A 15,354-nucleotide genomic window follows, 5' to 3' on the forward strand; every position below is an offset into this window, starting at 1 on the left:
GCCATGCTGCATCCATGAACACCACCACATTGCCTGGTTTTGCTACCGCACCCACCCGCTTCCTGTTTTTCACCGGCAAGGGCGGCGTGGGCAAAACCTCCTTGTCCACCGCGACAGCCATTGCCATTGCCGATGCCGGGAAGCTCGTGCTGCTGGTGAGTACCGACGCCGCGTCCAACCTCGACGACATGCTGGGCATCACGCTGTCCAACCAGCCGGTGGATGTGCCTGGCGTGGCGGGGTTGTCGGTCATCAACATCGACCCCGATGCCGCTGCCGAAGCCTACCGCCAGCGCGTGCTGGCGCAACTTGAAGCCGGCGCCACCGACGAGGATCGCCAGACCGTGCGCGAGCAGTTGTCAGGTGCGTGCACCACCGAGATCGCCGCGTTCGACGAGTTTGCCGCGCTGCTGGCGGGCGAGGGCGTCGATGGTGGCTACGAACACGTCGTTTTCGACACCGCGCCCACCGGCCACACCCTGCGCCTGCTCAGCCTGCCCAAGGCCTGGACCGGCTTCCTCGCCGGAAACGACCGCGGCGCATCGTGCCTGGGGCCACATTCCGGGCTCAAGATGCAGGAAGCGCGCTTCAACGCCGCCCTGCAGACGCTGAGCGATCCCGCACTGACCACCGTGGTGCTCGTCACCCGACCAGACCCCCGCCCCATGCAGGAAGCCGCCCGCACCGCCGAAGAACTCAGCACCCTGGGCTTGGCCAACCAACGCCTCGCCATCAACGGCGTGTTTCACGCCACCGACCCCGGCGATCCGGTCGCCAACGCTATCGAAGCACTGGGGCGTGAGGCTCTGGCTACCATGCCGGATGCTCTCGCCAAGCTTCCGCGCGACGAAGTGCCCCTGCGCGCCTTTGACACTGTGGGCCTGCCCGCGCTGCGCGCTTTGCTCGGCGGCGCAGCACCTTCAGCAGCTGGCAGTCAGCCTGTCGACGGGCCTGCCCAGCGCTCGACCGCAAACGAAACCTTGCCCGCCGAACCCCTGAGCCGCCTGGCTGACGAACTCGCCGCCATCGGCCACGGCCTCATCATGGTCATGGGCAAAGGCGGCGTGGGCAAAACCACCATCGCCGCTGCACTCGCCGTGGGCCTGGTGCAGCGCGGCCACAGCGTGCACCTCACCACCACCGACCCGGCCGCCCATGTGGCCGACACCCTGAACGGCAGCTTGGAAGGCCTGAAAGTCGGCCGCATCGATCCCAAGGCAGAGACCACCGCCTACATCACCAAGATCATGGCCAGCAAAGGCAAGGATCTGGACGAACAAGGCAAGGCCTTGCTGCTCGAAGACCTGCAATCACCCTGCACCGAAGAGGTGGCCGTGTTCCACGCCTTCAGCCGTGTGGTCAACGAAGCGCGCAGCTCGTTCGTGGTGCTGGACACCGCGCCCACCGGCCACAGCCTGCTGCTCATGGACGCCACCGGCGCCTACCACCGGCAGATGGTGCAGCAGTACGAAGGCAAGACAGAAACCAACCCGGAAAGCAAGGGCCTGCACATCATCACCCCGCTCATGCGCCTGCAGGACACCACCATGACCCGCGTCATCATCGTCACCCTGCCCGAGACCACCCCCGTCACACAAGCCGCCGCACTGCAAGACGACCTGCGCCGCGCCAGGATCGAACCCTGGGCCTGGGTCATCAACAAAAGCATCGCCGCCACCGGCACCACAGACCCGCTGCTGCAGGCGCGGCTGCAAGGCGAAATCCGGCAGACCGAGCGGATTGCGGGCGGGTTGGCGAAACGGACGTATGTGTTGCCCTGGCTGTCGGCGTCGCCGGTAGGGGTCACGGCGCTGGGGGCATTGGTGGAGCCAGATCGGGCTGTCGAAGTGCTTTGATTCGATTCATTGTTTTTGGGTACCTTGGCACATTGCGTGGCAACTCATGGAGCGTCGCGTCGTTCAGGCGTTGGTCGCCTTCCTTGCTGGAAACACCGTCATGAAAACCTTTCCACTCCGCCTCAAGCCCGGCCAGGATCTGCGCGAGTCCCTCGAAGCCGCCGTGCGCGAGCAAGGTTGCCAGGCCGCATTCGTGCTCTCTGGCATCGGCAGCCTGGTCGATGCGCGCATCCGGTTCGCCGGAGCCAACGAGCCCTTGCTCATTCGCGGTGAATCGGAAATCCTGAGCCTGTCGGGCACGGTGGGAGTGGGGGCGGCGGGCAATGCCGGGCAGGGGCATTCGCACCTGCACATGGCGGTGGCAAACGCCAAGGGCGAAGTGTTTGGTGGTCATGTGGCGCCGGGTTGCCGGGTGCGCACCACGGCCGAGGTCTTGCTGGCTCTGTTGCCCGAATGGGTATTCACGCGTGAGGCGGATGCCGCCACCGGCTACGCGGAGCTGGTGGTGAAACCCCGCGAAGGCTGAAACTCGTGCAGCCGTTTACTTCACCAGCAAGCTCGCAAGATCAAAGCCCACATCGCCCGCCTGCTCGCGCGTGGGCGACACACCTGCATCCAGCAGCTTGCGCACCAACAGGTGATCCTTGCTGGCGTTGACGCTGTCGGCGGCGATGAGTTGGTTGCCCTTGAAGTGGTAGACAGTGAACGTGCCGGCGGCCATGTCGCCGTTCATCTTTCCCCGTATGGCCCAGTCGTCAGCGCCCATGGACAGGCCCGCCATCTGCAGCTTCTTGTCGTATTGGTCGCTCCAGAACCAGGGCGTGGCGGTGAAGGGGCGGTCCTGGCCGAGCAGTGCAGCGGCGGCACTCTTGCCCTGTTCGGTGGCGTTCTGCACCGATTCGAGCCGCAGCAGGCTGCCGTCAGGCAGGCGGCGCGCGGTGCAGTCGCCGGCGGCCACGATGAGCGGGTCGCTGGTGCGGCAGCATGCGTCGACCACGATGCCGCGGTCGCATTCGAGCCCGGCAGCCTGGGCGAGCTGGTCGTTGGCACTGACGCCGATGCCGACCACCACGAGGCCCGCGGGCACGACACTGCCGTCGGCCAGCTTCAGGCCGCTGACCGCGCCGTCTGCGCCGGTCTCGATGGCGGCGACCTGCGCACCCAGCATCAGCTGCACGCCGTGGCTGCGGTGCAAGCCGGCGTACCAGTCGCTCAACACCGGCGCGAGCACGCGGCCGAGCAGGCGCGGCGCGGCTTCGAGCACAGTGACGGCCAAGCCTTTCTTGCGCGCGGTGGCCGCCACTTCCAGGCCGATAAAGCCGCCGCCGATCACGACCACCGGGCGTTGCTGTTCGATGCACGAGGACAGGCGGTCGGCGATGGCGCTGGCGTCGTCGCGCGTGCGCAGGGCCAGCACGCCGGGCGCGTCGCCGCCGGGCAAGGTCAGGGCGCGTGGTGTGCTGCCGGTGGCGAGCACCAGGCCGGTGTAGGGCAGGATGGTGCCATCGCCGAGGATCACGTTCTTGGCGTCGCGGTCGATTCCCTTGACGGTCACACCTGTGCGCAGATCGATGTGCTTGCGCGCCAGCATCTCGGGCGCGCGCATCACCAACTGGGCCGCTTCGATCTCGCCGGCCATCCAGGCCTTGGAGAGGGGCGGGCGGTGGTAGGGGCCATAAGCTTCGTCGCCCAGCAGGGTGATGGCGCCCTCAAAGCCGCCGCTGCGCAGGGCTTCGGCGGTCATCACGCCGGCCTGGCCCGCGCCGACAATCACGATGCCGGCCACGGCCGCTTCTGCGCTCATTCCTGGCACTCCGGCAGGTGCACCACGCCGCCTTCCAGCGCGGGGCTGGCCTTGATCTGGCAGGCGAGGCGGCTGTTGGGGCGGCGCTCGGCCACCACGTTTTCCAACATGTCCAGCTCGCCCTGTGAGGGCGCAGGCAGCACGCCGGCCAGCAGCTCGTCCACGTAGCAGTGGCAGGTGGCGCAGGCGCAGGAGCCGCCGCATTCGCCCACGATGCCGTCCACGCCGTTGGCGGTGGCGCCCTGCATCAGGCTCCAGCCATCCGCGAGGTTGAGGGTGGTGGATTGGCCGTTGGCCTCGATGAAGGTGATGTTTGCCATGGTGTCTCCGGAATGCAAAAAGGCGCTGCCCGGTTGGAGGCAGCGCGGTGGTCAGGTCAGGCGATCAGACGGCCTTGAGTTCGAGCACCAGCGGGCTGCGGAAGGTGCTGGAGGGCATCCAGGGAAGCTGGTCAGCCACACGCTTGTAGTCAGGCACGACCTTGTGGAATTCCTCGAAGGCGATCTTCACCGCCAGGCGCGCGATGGCTGTGCCCAGGCAGGCGTGCACGCCGCCGCCAAAACCGAGGTGGCCACGCGGCTTGCGGCTGATGTCGTACACGTCGGGGTTGAGGTACTGGCGCTCGTCGCGGTTGCCGCTGCCGTAGGCCAGGCAGACGAAATCGCCTTCCTTCATGGTCTGGCCGTGCAGGGTCACGTCTTTCATCAGGCGGCGGCGGAAGCGCTGGGCCGATGTGTTGAAGCGCAGGCTTTCTTCGACCGCGTCGGGCAGCAGTTCAGGCTTGGCCACCACGGCACGGCGGGCTTCGTCGAAGCTGGCGAGGTTGTAGGCCATCATCATCATGAAACCGCCCAGCGATTCCACGCCGGCCATGATCAGCGTGGTGGTGGTCAGCAGCACCTCGCGGTCGTCCAGCCGGTCGCCGTCGATCTCGGCCAATGCGAAGTTGCTGATCAGGTCGTTGCAGGGTTCGGCACGGCGGATCGCGATCACCTTGCTGGCGTATTCCTGCATCCAGTTGTAGGCGGCGATGTGCTCCGGCCCTTTGGCACGGGTGCGCGCGTCACTCTGCACCATGAGCACGGCGCTCTCGCGCACTTCGTGTTCGGGCACCAGCGCATCTTCGCCCATGGGCAGGCCGAGCGCGGCCATCAGCACCTTCACCGTGAACTGTGACGACACATCCTTGAAGTCAAACTGCTTCGCGTCTTTCAACTGGCCGAACACCAGCCTGGCCACGTCGCGGATGGGCTCTTCCAGCGCCAGCAGGTTGCGCTTCATGAAGGCATGCTGAATGAGGCCGCGCAGGCGGTCATGCTTCGGTGGGTCGGAGCTGCCGAGGGTGGCGCCGGCGCGGCCGGGCAACTCGGTCATGAGGTTGCCGCTGGCGCTGGAGTAGGTCTGCCAGTCCTGGCCGGCGGAGACGATGTCGGCGTAGCGCGAGAGGATCCACATCTGGGCTTCCTCGCTCCAGAAGCAGGGGGCTTCGTCGCGCAGGTGCTTGTAGTAGGGGAAGGGGTCGGCGTCGATGGCCGGGGAATACGGGTCGAAGTGGAAGCGGTCCAGCGGCATCTCTTGTCTCCTGTGGGGTGGAATGCGAACTGAACTGTAGGCTTTGTGGCGTGCATTGGCACTGCACATAGCAGGGATAATTCTTGTACTTTTCGATCAATGTGAGCCGCCATGCCGCAAACGAAAAATTCTCCCTCGCGCGTCCGACCGCCGCGCGGCCAGCCTGCCGTCATCCCGCGCTTTGCGCTCTACGGCGAGGCCGCAACGCCCGGCCAGGAGATGCTGCACATCGAAGACGTGCAGTCGCGCAGTCGCCTCTACCACTGGGAGATCGAGCCTCATGTGCACCAGGGGCTGTACCAAATTCTTTGGCTGCAAAGGGGATCGGCGGAGGTGGTGCTGGACGAATGGCGTGCTTCGGTGACCGGGCCTGCCGCCATCGTGGCGCCGCCGGGGGTGGTGCACGGCTTTGTGTTTGCACCGGAAACCGACGGTCTTGTGCTCACGCTCAGTGCGCGTTTTCTGGTGGAGGGGGATTTCCAGGCCGTGGGTGACGCGTTCCGGTCGCTCTTCTCGGCACCTGGCATCTTGCATTTTTCAACCGATGATGGCGAGGCGCAGCGGCTGAGCGTGCAGCTCGGCGAACTGGCGGCCGAGTTTGCCTTGCCGGGCTCGGCCGACGCGCCGGTGGTGCAGTGGCTGGCGCGTGCCGTGGTCTGGCGGCTGGCTCGCGCCAGCGCGCAGGGCCAACGCGAAGGCAGCGACGCCCATTCGCACCAGGCGCTCTTCACCCGTTTCCTGTTGCTGGTGGAGCAGCACTTTCTGGAGCATTGGCCCATGGAGCGCTATGCCTCGCACCTCGGGCTTTCCATCCAGCGGCTCAACCGCCTGGTGCGCGCGGGCAGCGGGCGCAGTGCGCTGGAGCTGGTGCACGAACGGCTCACACGCGAAGCTTGTCGGCGGCTGGTGTACATCGCCGCGCCTGCCGCCAGTCTGGCGCTGGAACTGGGCTTTGAAGACCCAGCCTACTTCTCGCGCTTTTTCAAACGCCGCACGGGCCTGAGCCCGCAGCGCTGGCGCGAGGCGCAGCGCGCGCCTGCTGCGTGATGTTCAGCGCACGGTTTGCGGCATCTGCGCCGTTGCGTCCGGCGCCAGCGCAACCAGCTGTTCGCGCAGCCAGCGATGGGCTGCGTCGTCCTGGTGGCGGCGGTGCCAGATCATGTACATGGGCAAGGTGGGGCAGGGCAGTGGCACCTTGGCGCTGGCCAGTCCCTGCATCAGGTGCATCTGCAGCAGCCCAGGCGCAGTGGCCAGGCGCCGCGACCCCCGAATGAAAGGCGGCAGACCCGCAAAGCCCGGCACCAGCACGGTGAAGCGGCGCAGCACGCCGCGCCTGGCCAGATCGTTGTCCAGGTCCAGCGCACGCTGGGGTTCGTACACCACGGTGACGTGGTCGGCCGCGAGATACTCTGCCTTGGTGCGCGGGGCTTCGCGTACCTGGGCGTCGTAGAACACGCGGTAGCGGTCTTCGAACAAACGCTTCTGAAAAATGTCGCTGCCTTCGGGCGGTCGTGGGCTGATCACCAACTGGCACTGGTCGTGCCGCAGCATGTCAAGCGTGGGCACGTTGGACGGAATCACCCGCAGGACCACGCCCGGTGCCTGTTCATTGAGCCGGAGTGCCAGCGCCGGCAACAGCGTGTCGCGCTGCAGGTCGTTGGCGGCGATGGTGAAGGTGGTGTGCCAGCGCGCCGGATCAAAATCGCCTGACCGGGCGAAGCGCTCCAGCTGCCCGAGCAGTTCGCGGGCTTCCCTGGCCAGTGCTTGGGCGCGCGCCGTGGCCACGATGCCGCGCCCGCTCTTGACGAACAGCGTGTCGTCGGTGATGGCGCGCAGCTTGTCGAGCTGGTGGCTCACCGCCGATTGTGTGACCCCCAGCGACTGCGCCGCACCCGTGACGCTGCCAGCCTCGACCACCGCTACCAGCAGTTGCAGCAGGCGGGCATCCAGGTCTGACCAATCGAAATGATTCATGCGTTTGATGATCATTCATCTGTTTATCTTTGGCAATGAGCTGGAGATACTCGCGCTTGACCCAGGTCAAACCACCCCACGCAGGAGGCCCATGTGAGCAAGACGATTCCCGGCACCACGCCCTTTGACGGCGGCATGGCCCAGAAGGGCTATGCCCTGAACAAGATGTGCTTCTCGTTCAACGAGCAAGCCAACCGCGAAGCCTTTATGGCCGACCCGGAGGCCTACATGACGAAGTACGGCCTCAACCAGCAGCAGGCCGACGCGATCCGCTCCAAGCAGGTGCTGGCCTTGCTGGCCGCTGGCGGCAACGCCTACTACCTCGCCAAGTTCGCCGGCATCTTCGGTCTGGACATGCAGGACATCGGTGCGCAGCAGACCGGCATGACGAAAGATGAATTCAAGGCAAAGCTCGTTGCCGCGAATGAGCAGTGTTGAACTGAACCCGGAGAAACCACATGGCACAACTCATCGGTGGCCTGGCCACATCGCACATTCCTGCCATTGGCGGCGCCATTCACAAAGGCAAGCAGAACGAGCCTTACTGGAAGCCCTTCTTTGACGGCTTTCCGCCCATTCACCAGTGGCTGGGCAAGGTCAAGCCCGACGTGGTCGTGGTGTTCTACAACGACCACGGCCTGAACTTCTTCCTGGACAAGATGCCGACGTTCGCGGTGGGTGCAGCGGCCAGCTACAGCAATGCCGACGAAGGCTGGGGTATTCCCACGAGCGCGCCGGTGGCAGGCTGCCCGGAACTGTCGTGGCACATCATCAACCAGCTGATTGCCAGGGAATTCGACATCGTGACCTGCCAGGAAATGCTGGTGGACCACGCCTGCACCTTGCCACTCAAACTGTTCTGGCCGAACGATGAAGTGACGCCGGTGCAGATCGTGCCGATCGACATCAACACGGTGCAGTTCCCGCTGCCCACGGCCAGGCGCGTGTACAAGTTGGGCACGGCGGTGGGTGAGGCGATCCGGAGCTGGGACAGCGACAAGCGCGTGGCCGTGATGGCCACAGGTGGACTTTCGCACCAGCTTGAAGGTGAGCGCGCGGGCTTCATCAATAAGGCGTTTGATCTGCAGTTCCTCGACAGCATGGAAACCAACCCCGAATGGGCCACGCAGTTCAGTGACCTGGAACTGGTGGAGAAGGCAGGTACGCAGGGGGTGGAGCTGCTGATGTGGCTGGCCATGAGGGCGGCGCTGACGGCCGGTGGTTCGGGTGTGCGAAAGGTGCACAGCAATTACCACATTCCGATTTCGAACACGGCGACCGGGCTGTTGGCGTTGGAGACCGTTTGAGGTTTTTGTTTTCGTGATTCATTGGGGCTCCCCGAGGGAGCCCTTTTTTTGCGTGCCTGCGTGTTGGCGGGTGCCGGGAGTGTCGAGTATCCGACTCCGCGAATGTCCCCCGGATCGGCCTGCGGCCGATCCTCCTCCTTTATTTCGCTGCGTCGGATACTCGACACTCCCGGCACCGACAAGCGTGTTCGCTCGCCAGCGGTAGAGAGACAGTCAGTCGTTGCAGTGGGAGTATCCGGTGCCTGCCGCAGCGAAATAAAGGAGGAGGCGGCCTCCCGCCGCCGGGGGACATTCGCGGAGGCGGGTACCGGGTGCTCCCGCTGCCACAAGCACTGCAGGCACTCAATATTTGAGCAGCCAAACAAAACGGGAGCCCGAAGGCCCCCGTTACCAAATCAAAGATCCGAAAAGAATCAGATCGAATCGATGAAGCTGCGCAGCTTGTCCGAGCGGCTTGGGTGCTTGAGCTTGCGCACCGCCTTGCTCTCGATCTGGCGGATGCGCTCGCGGGTCACGTCGAACTGTTTGCCCACTTCTTCCAGCGTGTGGTCGGTGGACATTTCGATGCCGAAGCGCATGCGCAGCACCTTGGCTTCGCGGGGCGTGAGGCTGTCGAGGATGTCCTTGACCACTTCGCGCAGACCGGCCTGCATCGCAGCCTCGATGGGCGCGGTGTTGGCCTGGTCTTCGATGAAATCGCCCAGGTGCGAATCGTCGTCGTCGCCGATGGGGGTTTCCATCGAGATCGGCTCCTTCGCGATCTTCATGATCTTGCGGATCTTGTCCTCGGGCATCTCCATCTTCTCGGCCAGGATGGACGCATCGGGCTCGAAGCCAAACTCCTGCAGGTGCTGGCGGCTGATGCGGTTCATCTTGTTGATGGTCTCGATCATGTGCACCGGAATGCGGATGGTGCGTGCCTGATCGGCGATCGATCGGGTGATGGCCTGGCGGATCCACCACGTGGCGTAGGTCGAGAATTTGTAGCCGCGACGGTATTCGAACTTGTCCACCGCCTTCATCAGGCCGATGTTGCCTTCCTGGATCAGGTCCAGGAACTGCAGGCCACGGTTGGTGTACTTCTTCGCAATGGAGATCACCAGGCGCAGGTTGGCCTCGATCATTTCCTTCTTGGCATCGCGCGAGGTGGACTCGCCCGAGTTCATGCGCTTGTGGATGTCCTTCAGGTGCGCCAGCGGCACGACCACGCTGTTCTGGATCTCCATCAGGCCGGTCTGCAATTCCTGGATCGGCGGGATGTTGCGCTCCATCACCACGCTCCAGGGCTTGCCGGCGGCGGCCTGCTTCTCCACCCACTTCAGGTTGAGCAGGTTGGCGGGGAAGTCGGCGATGAACTTATCCTGCGGCATGCCGCACTTGTCCACGATGATGCGGCGCAGCTCGCGCTCCTTCTTGCGCACGTCGTCAACCTGGCTGCGCATGGTGCCGCACAGCTTCTCGATCGCCTTGGCGGTGAAGCGGATGGACATCAGCGTCTCGGTGATGGCCTTCTGTGTCTTCAGGTAGGTCGGCGTGCCGTAGCCTTCCTTGTCGTAGGTCTTGTGCAGCTTCTCGAAGAGGGTGCGCATGGTGTCGAAGCGGGTGAGGGCTTCGCGCTTGAGTTCTTCGAGCTTGCGGGTGAGGGCCTTGGAGCCCCCCTTGCCGTCGTCGTCGTCGGCTTCGTCGTAGTCGTCGAAGTCTTCTTCGGCCACGTAGTCATCGGCTTCGTCGGCGTCGGCAAAACCGTCGACCACGGTAGAGATCACGACCTTGCCGTCGCGGATGTCGTCAGCCATGACGAGGATCTCGGCGATGGTGGCCGGGCTCTCGCTGATGGCGGCCATCATGTCGTTCAGGCCGCCTTCGATGCGTTTGGCGATCTCGATCTCGCCCTCACGCGTGAGCAGCTCCACCGTGCCCATTTCGCGCATGTACATGCGCACCGGGTCGGTGGTGCGGCCGAATTCGCTGTCCACGGTGGACAGGGCGGCTTCGGCTTCTTCCTCGGCTTCTTCTTCGGTGGCGGCGGTGGGGCCGGTGTTGTTCAGCAGCAGGGTTTCGGCATCGGGCGTCTGTTCGTAGACAGCCACACCCATGTCGTTGAGCAGCGAAACCACCACTTCCAGCGTTTCGGCTTCGACCAGCTTGTCGGGCAGGTGGTCGTTGATTTCGCCGTGCGTGAGGTAGCCGCGCGTCTTGCCCAGCTTGATCAGGGTTTTCAGGCGCTCGCGGCGGGTCTTGGCTTCTTCTTCGGACAGGACGGTCTCGTCCAGGCCGAACTCCTTCATCAGCGCGCGCTCCTTGGCTTTGCTGATCTTCATGCGCAGCGGCTTGACCTTTTCGGTCGGCTGCGCGGTGGCGTCGGCCACCTCGGCTTCGGGTTCGCCGGTGAGATCGTCTTCGATGTCGCTCAGGTCGGCATCGTCCATGTCGGCGTCTTTGCTGGCGCCGGTCTTGGGTTTGCGGCCGCGTTTGGCGGCGGGTTTGTCACCGGCGGCTGCTTTGGCGGGGCGGCCGGGCTTTTTCTTGGCCGTGGCGGTCTCGGCGCTCAGTTCGGCGTCGAGCTCTTCGGGAGTGGCCTTGCTGCGTGCAGGGGACTTGGCGGCGGCTTTGGTGGCGGGTTTCGTGGTCACAGCGGGAGCTTTCTTGGTGCGGGCTTCCGGGGCGGCTTTGGCTGCGCTGGCCTTGCTGGCTGTTTTTTTGGCGCTGGACACGACGGGCGTACTGGACTTCTTCGCGGGCATGAGGACCTCAAAAAAATGTCGAACTGGAACCGGCAGAACAGACAAAAAACGCCAGATTAGCCGCGCGTCGCGGTCACCCCGGTGATTTTGTGAAGCACATGGTCCCGCCGTTTGCCGGCAAAGGCGGGCTGCAAGCTGTGGGGGCGAACATTTGGTGTGCAGTCCTTGCGGGGGTGTCTCAGGACCGCTGTGGTCGCTGAGGTGGCCAGGAAAAGGTTCCATGTAGCCCCTGTCTGTGGGGCCGGGCCGGTGCCGGAGGTGCTGCTGTCGCGCTTGCGTGCAAAACCTTGAATTATACCAGCGGACTGGTTTTCAGGGCTTTGATGCGCGCATTCACCAGCTTGAACTCCTCGTAGGCGGTGGGGTCGCCCTCTTGCACACGCCGGGCAAGCTGGTCGGCCTGGGCCTTCAGGTCGTCTTCGCGCAGCAGCTGCATGATGCCGGCCAGTTCGGTGAGTTCGGCGTCGGCGTCGTTGCCCAGCAACACCTGGTCCACCTGGGCGCAGGCCCAGACTTCGTTCTCGTGACCGCGCAGGGCCTCGCGCAGCGCCGCCCAGGCTTGCGGCCCGTGTTCGTGGAACTGGGCTTCCAGCCAGGCCACCACGGGGCCGTGAGGGGCGTTCAAGTGGGCCAGCAGGCTGTGGTCGTCACTGGTGAGGCTGTCCCAGGCCTGCGAGTTCGCGAGCAACAGGCCCACGGCGCGGTCGGCCCGGCTGGCCACGGCGGTGCGGGAGCCCAGCATGCGTGGGGGCGGGGCTTCACGGCGGTATTTGCCGAAGCGTTTCTTCTTGAAATCGCCTCCGCCACCTGAACCGCTGCCGTATGACGCGCTGTAGCCACCCGGGTCGCCGTAAGATGCCTGGCTACCCCCATGCTCCTCAAAGGGCGGGTACGGGTCTTCGCCGCCAATGTTCTGTCCGTGATCGCGGGGCTTGGCCGCTGGCTCGCCGGGTGCAGTTCTGCGCGGCCTGCCACCGGCTTGCTGCCAGAGTTGCAGCAGGTCTTGCGCACCCAGGCCAATACCTTCGGCCAGATCGCCGATCAGCTGACGTTTCAGAGCCCCATCGGGCAGGGCGCTCCACAGCGGGCGTGCCTGGCTGGCCATGCGGGCGCGGCCTTCGGCACTGGTGAGGTCGCAATCGGCGCTGGCGGACTCGATCAGGAAGCGCGAGAGTGGCACGGCTTCCTTCACGCACTGGGCAAAAGCCGCTTCGCCGTTGGCGCGGATGAAGCTGTCGGGGTCGTGCTCAGGGGGCAGGAACAGGAACTTGACGCTGCGGGTGTCGGTCGCCAGGGGCAGGGCTGCGTCCAGGGCTTTGCGCGCGGCACGCCGGCCTGCGCCGTCGCCGTCGAAGCTGAACACCACACTGTCGGTGAAGCGGAACAGTTTCTGCACGTGGTCGGGCGTGCAGGCGGTGCCCAGCGTGGCCACGGCGTTGGCAAAACCCAGTTGGGCCAGCGCCACCACATCCATGTAGCCTTCGGTGACCAGGGCGTAGCCTGCCACGCGAATGGCGGTGCGCCCCTCGAACAGGCCGTACAGCTCGCGGCCCTTGCTGAAGACCGGCGTTTCAGGCGAGTTCAGGTACTTGGGCTCGCCCTTGTCGAGCACCCGACCGCCAAAGCCGATGCACTCGCCTTTGACGTTGCGGATCGGGAACATGATGCGGTCGCGAAACCGGTCGTAGCGCTTGGCCTGGCCGTCGGCGCCTTTTTCGTCTTCGTGTTCGATCACCAGGCCGGATTCCACCAGCAGCGGTTCGGCGTAGTCCGGGAACACGCTGGCCAGGGCGCGCCAGCCTTCGGGGGCATAGCCCAGGCCAAAGGACTTGGCGATCTGGCCTGAGAGGCCCCGGCCCTTCAGGTAGGCCACGGCGCGTGGTGTGCCCTTGAGTTCCTTGGCGTAGGCTTGCGCGGCTTTTTCAAGCACGCCGGTCAACGTGACCTGCTTTTGCCGCTGCTGAGCGGCGCGTTCGCGGTCTTGCGGCGAGGCTTCGTCTTCGGGCACCTGCAGGCCGGTCTGCTGCGCCAGATCCTTCACTGCCTCGATGAAGCTCATGCCGGCGTGCTCCATCAGGAAACCGATGGCGTTGCCGTTGGCGCCACAGCCGAAGCAGTGATAGAACTGTTTGGTAGGGCTGACGCTGAACGAGGGTGATTTTTCGCCGTGAAAAGGGCACAGGCCCATCAGATTGGCGCCGCCTTTCTTGAGCTGCACGTAACGGCCCACCACGTCGACCACGTCGACGCGGTTGAGAAGTTCCTGGATGAAGGTCTGAGGGATCGCCACGGGGGTATTCTCTCGCACGGGCTCAGAACGCACAGAACGGCCCCAATTACACGGAGACAAGCCACATGATCAGCATCTTCGACCAGGATCTGCCACGGGTGGAGGCCAATTTCGCCCCCATGTCGCCCTTGACGTTCATCGAGCGCACGGCCGAGGTCTACCCCGATCGGCTGGCGGTGGTGCACGGGTCGCTGCGCCAGACCTGGGAGGACACCTACGCCCGGTGCCGGCGCCTGGCGAGTGCCCTGCAGCGAGCGGGCATCGGCAAGAACGACACGGTGGCCGTGGTGCTGCCCAACACGCCACCCATGGTGGAAGCCCACTTCGGCGCGCCCATGGCGGGCGCGGTGCTCAACGCCATCAACACCCGGCTCGATGCAGAAACCATCGCCTTCATGCTCGACCACGGCGAGGCCAAGGCCGTCATCGTGGACCCGGAGTTTTCCCTGAGCGTGAAAAAGGCACTGGCATTGCGCAAGGCCACCACGCCGCTGCTGGTGATCGATGTGGAAGATGGCCTGTTCACAGGCGGCTCCGAGCGCATTGGCAGCGTCACCTACGAAGACCTGCTGGCGGGCGGCGACGCCGAATTCAAATGGGACTTGCCGGGCGACGAGTGGGATGCCATTGCGCTGAATTACACCAGCGGCACCACCGGCAACCCCAAAGGGGTGGTCTACCACCACCGGGGTGCGGCACTCAACGCCATATCCAATGTGCTGGAGTGGGACATGCCCAAGCACGCGGTGTACCTGTGGACACTGCCCATGTTTCACTGCAATGGCTGGTGCTTTCCCTGGACGGTGGCGGCCCGCGCAGGCGTGAACGTGTGCCTGCGGCGGGTGGAGGCCCAGGCCATTTTTGATGCGATGCGCGACCACCGGGTGACCCACTACTGCGGCGCGCCTATCGTGCACGGCATGCTGGTGAACGCGCCCGCTGCCATGAAGGAAGGTGTGCCCGCTGGCGTGAAAGCCATGGTGGCCGGCGCCGCGCCGCCGGCGTCGATGATCGAAGGCATGGAACAGATGGGTTTTGACCTGACCCACGTGTACGGGCTGACCGAGGTGTACGGGCCCGCAACGGTGTGTGCCAAGCACGAAGCCTGGGATGCGCTGGACATTGGGGAGCGTGCGCGCCTGAACGCGCGCCAGGGCGTGCGATACCACCTGGAGCGCGATGTGCGCGTGCTGGACCCCGAAACCATGCAACCCGTGGCGCAGGACGGCGAGACCATGGGCGAGATCATGTTCAAGGGCAACATCGCCATGAAGGGCTACCTGAAGAACCCGACGGCGACCGCCGAGGCCTTCAAGGGCGGCTGGTTCCACAGCGGCGACCTAGCGGTGCAGTACGCCGACGGCTACTTCAAGATCAAGGACCGCAGCAAGGACATCATCATCTCGGGCGGGGAGAACATCTCCAGCATCGAGGTGGAAGACGTGCTCTACCGCCACCCGGCCGTGCTGGCTGCGGCCGTGGTGGCCAAGGCCGACGCCAAATGGGGCGAGACCCCGTGTGCGTTCCTGGAGCTGAAGGCCGGCGCCGAGGTGACGGCAGAAGACATTGTGGCCCACTGCAAGCAACACCTGGCCGGCTTCAAGGTGCCGCGCACGGTGGTGTTTGGTGAACTGCCCAAGACCAGCACCGGCAAGATCCAGAAATTTGAACTGCGAGCGCGGGCAGGTTCTGCCCAAGCGATTGACATATAGCCCCCCCCGCGCCGGCCTGCGGCCGTCACCCCCCAGGGGGCAACGCTGGCGGCCCGGCGAAGCCGGTTCCGCGGCGTTTTGGACTTAGGCACTTC

Annotated in this window: 12 protein-coding genes; 6 read left to right on the forward strand and 6 right to left on the reverse strand. The window is 65.0% G+C overall.

What is annotated here, in order from left to right:
- The first annotated feature begins 14 nt into the window (after positions 1-14).
- Complete coding sequence (arsA, locus tag J2W49_RS04930) at positions 15-1,856, forward strand: arsenical pump-driving ATPase (protein WP_310312390.1); 1,842 nt, start codon at positions 15-17, stop codon at positions 1,854-1,856.
- A gap of 100 nt (positions 1,857-1,956) precedes the next feature.
- On the forward strand, positions 1,957-2,382 hold the full coding sequence (locus J2W49_RS04935) for a PPC domain-containing DNA-binding protein (RefSeq protein ID WP_310312392.1): 426 nt from the start codon (positions 1,957-1,959) through the stop codon (positions 2,380-2,382).
- Between the two features lie 15 nt (positions 2,383-2,397).
- Here J2W49_RS04935 and J2W49_RS04940 read toward each other — a convergent pair whose 3' ends face one another.
- The 3 genes from J2W49_RS04940 to J2W49_RS04950 form a co-directional block, all read right to left on the reverse strand.
- The gene (locus J2W49_RS04940) at positions 2,398-3,660 is read right to left on the reverse strand and encodes an NAD(P)/FAD-dependent oxidoreductase (protein WP_310312394.1); all 1,263 of its coding nucleotides are present in this window, start codon (positions 3,658-3,660) and stop codon (positions 2,398-2,400) included.
- Positions 3,657-3,980 carry a 2Fe-2S iron-sulfur cluster-binding protein gene (locus tag J2W49_RS04945; RefSeq protein WP_310312396.1) on the reverse strand — a complete coding sequence of 108 codons (324 nt, stop codon included), beginning with the start codon at positions 3,978-3,980 and terminating at the stop codon, positions 3,657-3,659. The genes J2W49_RS04940 and J2W49_RS04945 overlap by 4 nt, the downstream gene beginning before the upstream one ends.
- A 64-nt stretch (positions 3,981-4,044) precedes the next feature.
- A complete protein-coding gene (locus J2W49_RS04950; RefSeq protein ID WP_310312399.1) occupies positions 4,045-5,232 on the reverse strand; it encodes a cytochrome P450 in 1,188 nt (395 codons plus the stop codon).
- A 111-nt stretch (positions 5,233-5,343) separates the two neighbouring features.
- Between J2W49_RS04950 and J2W49_RS04955 the strand changes: the two genes are divergently transcribed.
- Positions 5,344-6,279 carry a helix-turn-helix domain-containing protein gene (locus J2W49_RS04955; protein ID WP_310312403.1) on the forward strand — a complete coding sequence of 312 codons (936 nt, stop codon included), beginning with the start codon at positions 5,344-5,346 and terminating at the stop codon, positions 6,277-6,279.
- A 3-nt stretch (positions 6,280-6,282) separates the two neighbouring features.
- On the opposite strand, the gene J2W49_RS04960 is transcribed toward J2W49_RS04955, so the two are convergent.
- Positions 6,283-7,206, reverse strand: a complete 924-nt coding sequence (locus tag J2W49_RS04960; RefSeq protein ID WP_310312409.1) for a LysR family transcriptional regulator — start codon at positions 7,204-7,206, stop codon at positions 6,283-6,285.
- Positions 7,207-7,299: 93 nt separating this feature from the next.
- On the opposite strand from J2W49_RS04960, the gene J2W49_RS04965 reads away from it, so the two are divergent.
- Together J2W49_RS04965 and J2W49_RS04970 are read left to right on the forward strand one after the other, a co-directional pair.
- Positions 7,300-7,644: a protocatechuate 4,5-dioxygenase subunit alpha gene (locus J2W49_RS04965; RefSeq protein ID WP_310312411.1), complete on the forward strand. Its 345-nt coding sequence runs from the start codon at positions 7,300-7,302 to the stop codon at positions 7,642-7,644.
- A gap of 20 nt (positions 7,645-7,664) precedes the next feature.
- Positions 7,665-8,513 carry a class III extradiol dioxygenase family protein gene (locus tag J2W49_RS04970; RefSeq protein ID WP_310312413.1) on the forward strand — a complete coding sequence of 283 codons (849 nt, stop codon included), beginning with the start codon at positions 7,665-7,667 and terminating at the stop codon, positions 8,511-8,513.
- A gap of 413 nt (positions 8,514-8,926) precedes the next feature.
- Here the strand turns inward: J2W49_RS04970 and rpoD are convergent, their stop codons facing one another.
- On the reverse strand, positions 8,927-11,257 hold the full coding sequence (rpoD, locus tag J2W49_RS04975; protein WP_310312415.1) for an RNA polymerase sigma factor RpoD: 2,331 nt from the start codon (positions 11,255-11,257) through the stop codon (positions 8,927-8,929).
- A gap of 292 nt (positions 11,258-11,549) precedes the next feature.
- Positions 11,550-13,547: a DNA primase gene (gene dnaG / locus J2W49_RS04980; protein ID WP_310312417.1), complete on the reverse strand. Its 1,998-nt coding sequence runs from the start codon at positions 13,545-13,547 to the stop codon at positions 11,550-11,552.
- Between the two features lie 65 nt (positions 13,548-13,612).
- Here dnaG and J2W49_RS04985 point away from each other — a divergent pair, with 65 nt between their 5' ends.
- A complete protein-coding gene (locus J2W49_RS04985; RefSeq protein WP_310312418.1) occupies positions 13,613-15,259 on the forward strand; it encodes an acyl-CoA synthetase in 1,647 nt (548 codons plus the stop codon).
- Positions 15,260-15,354: the final 95 nt, after the last annotated feature.

Source organism: Hydrogenophaga palleronii (assembly GCF_031457455.1).
Taxonomy (GTDB): Bacteria; Pseudomonadota; Gammaproteobacteria; order Burkholderiales; family Burkholderiaceae_C; genus Hydrogenophaga; species Hydrogenophaga palleronii_A.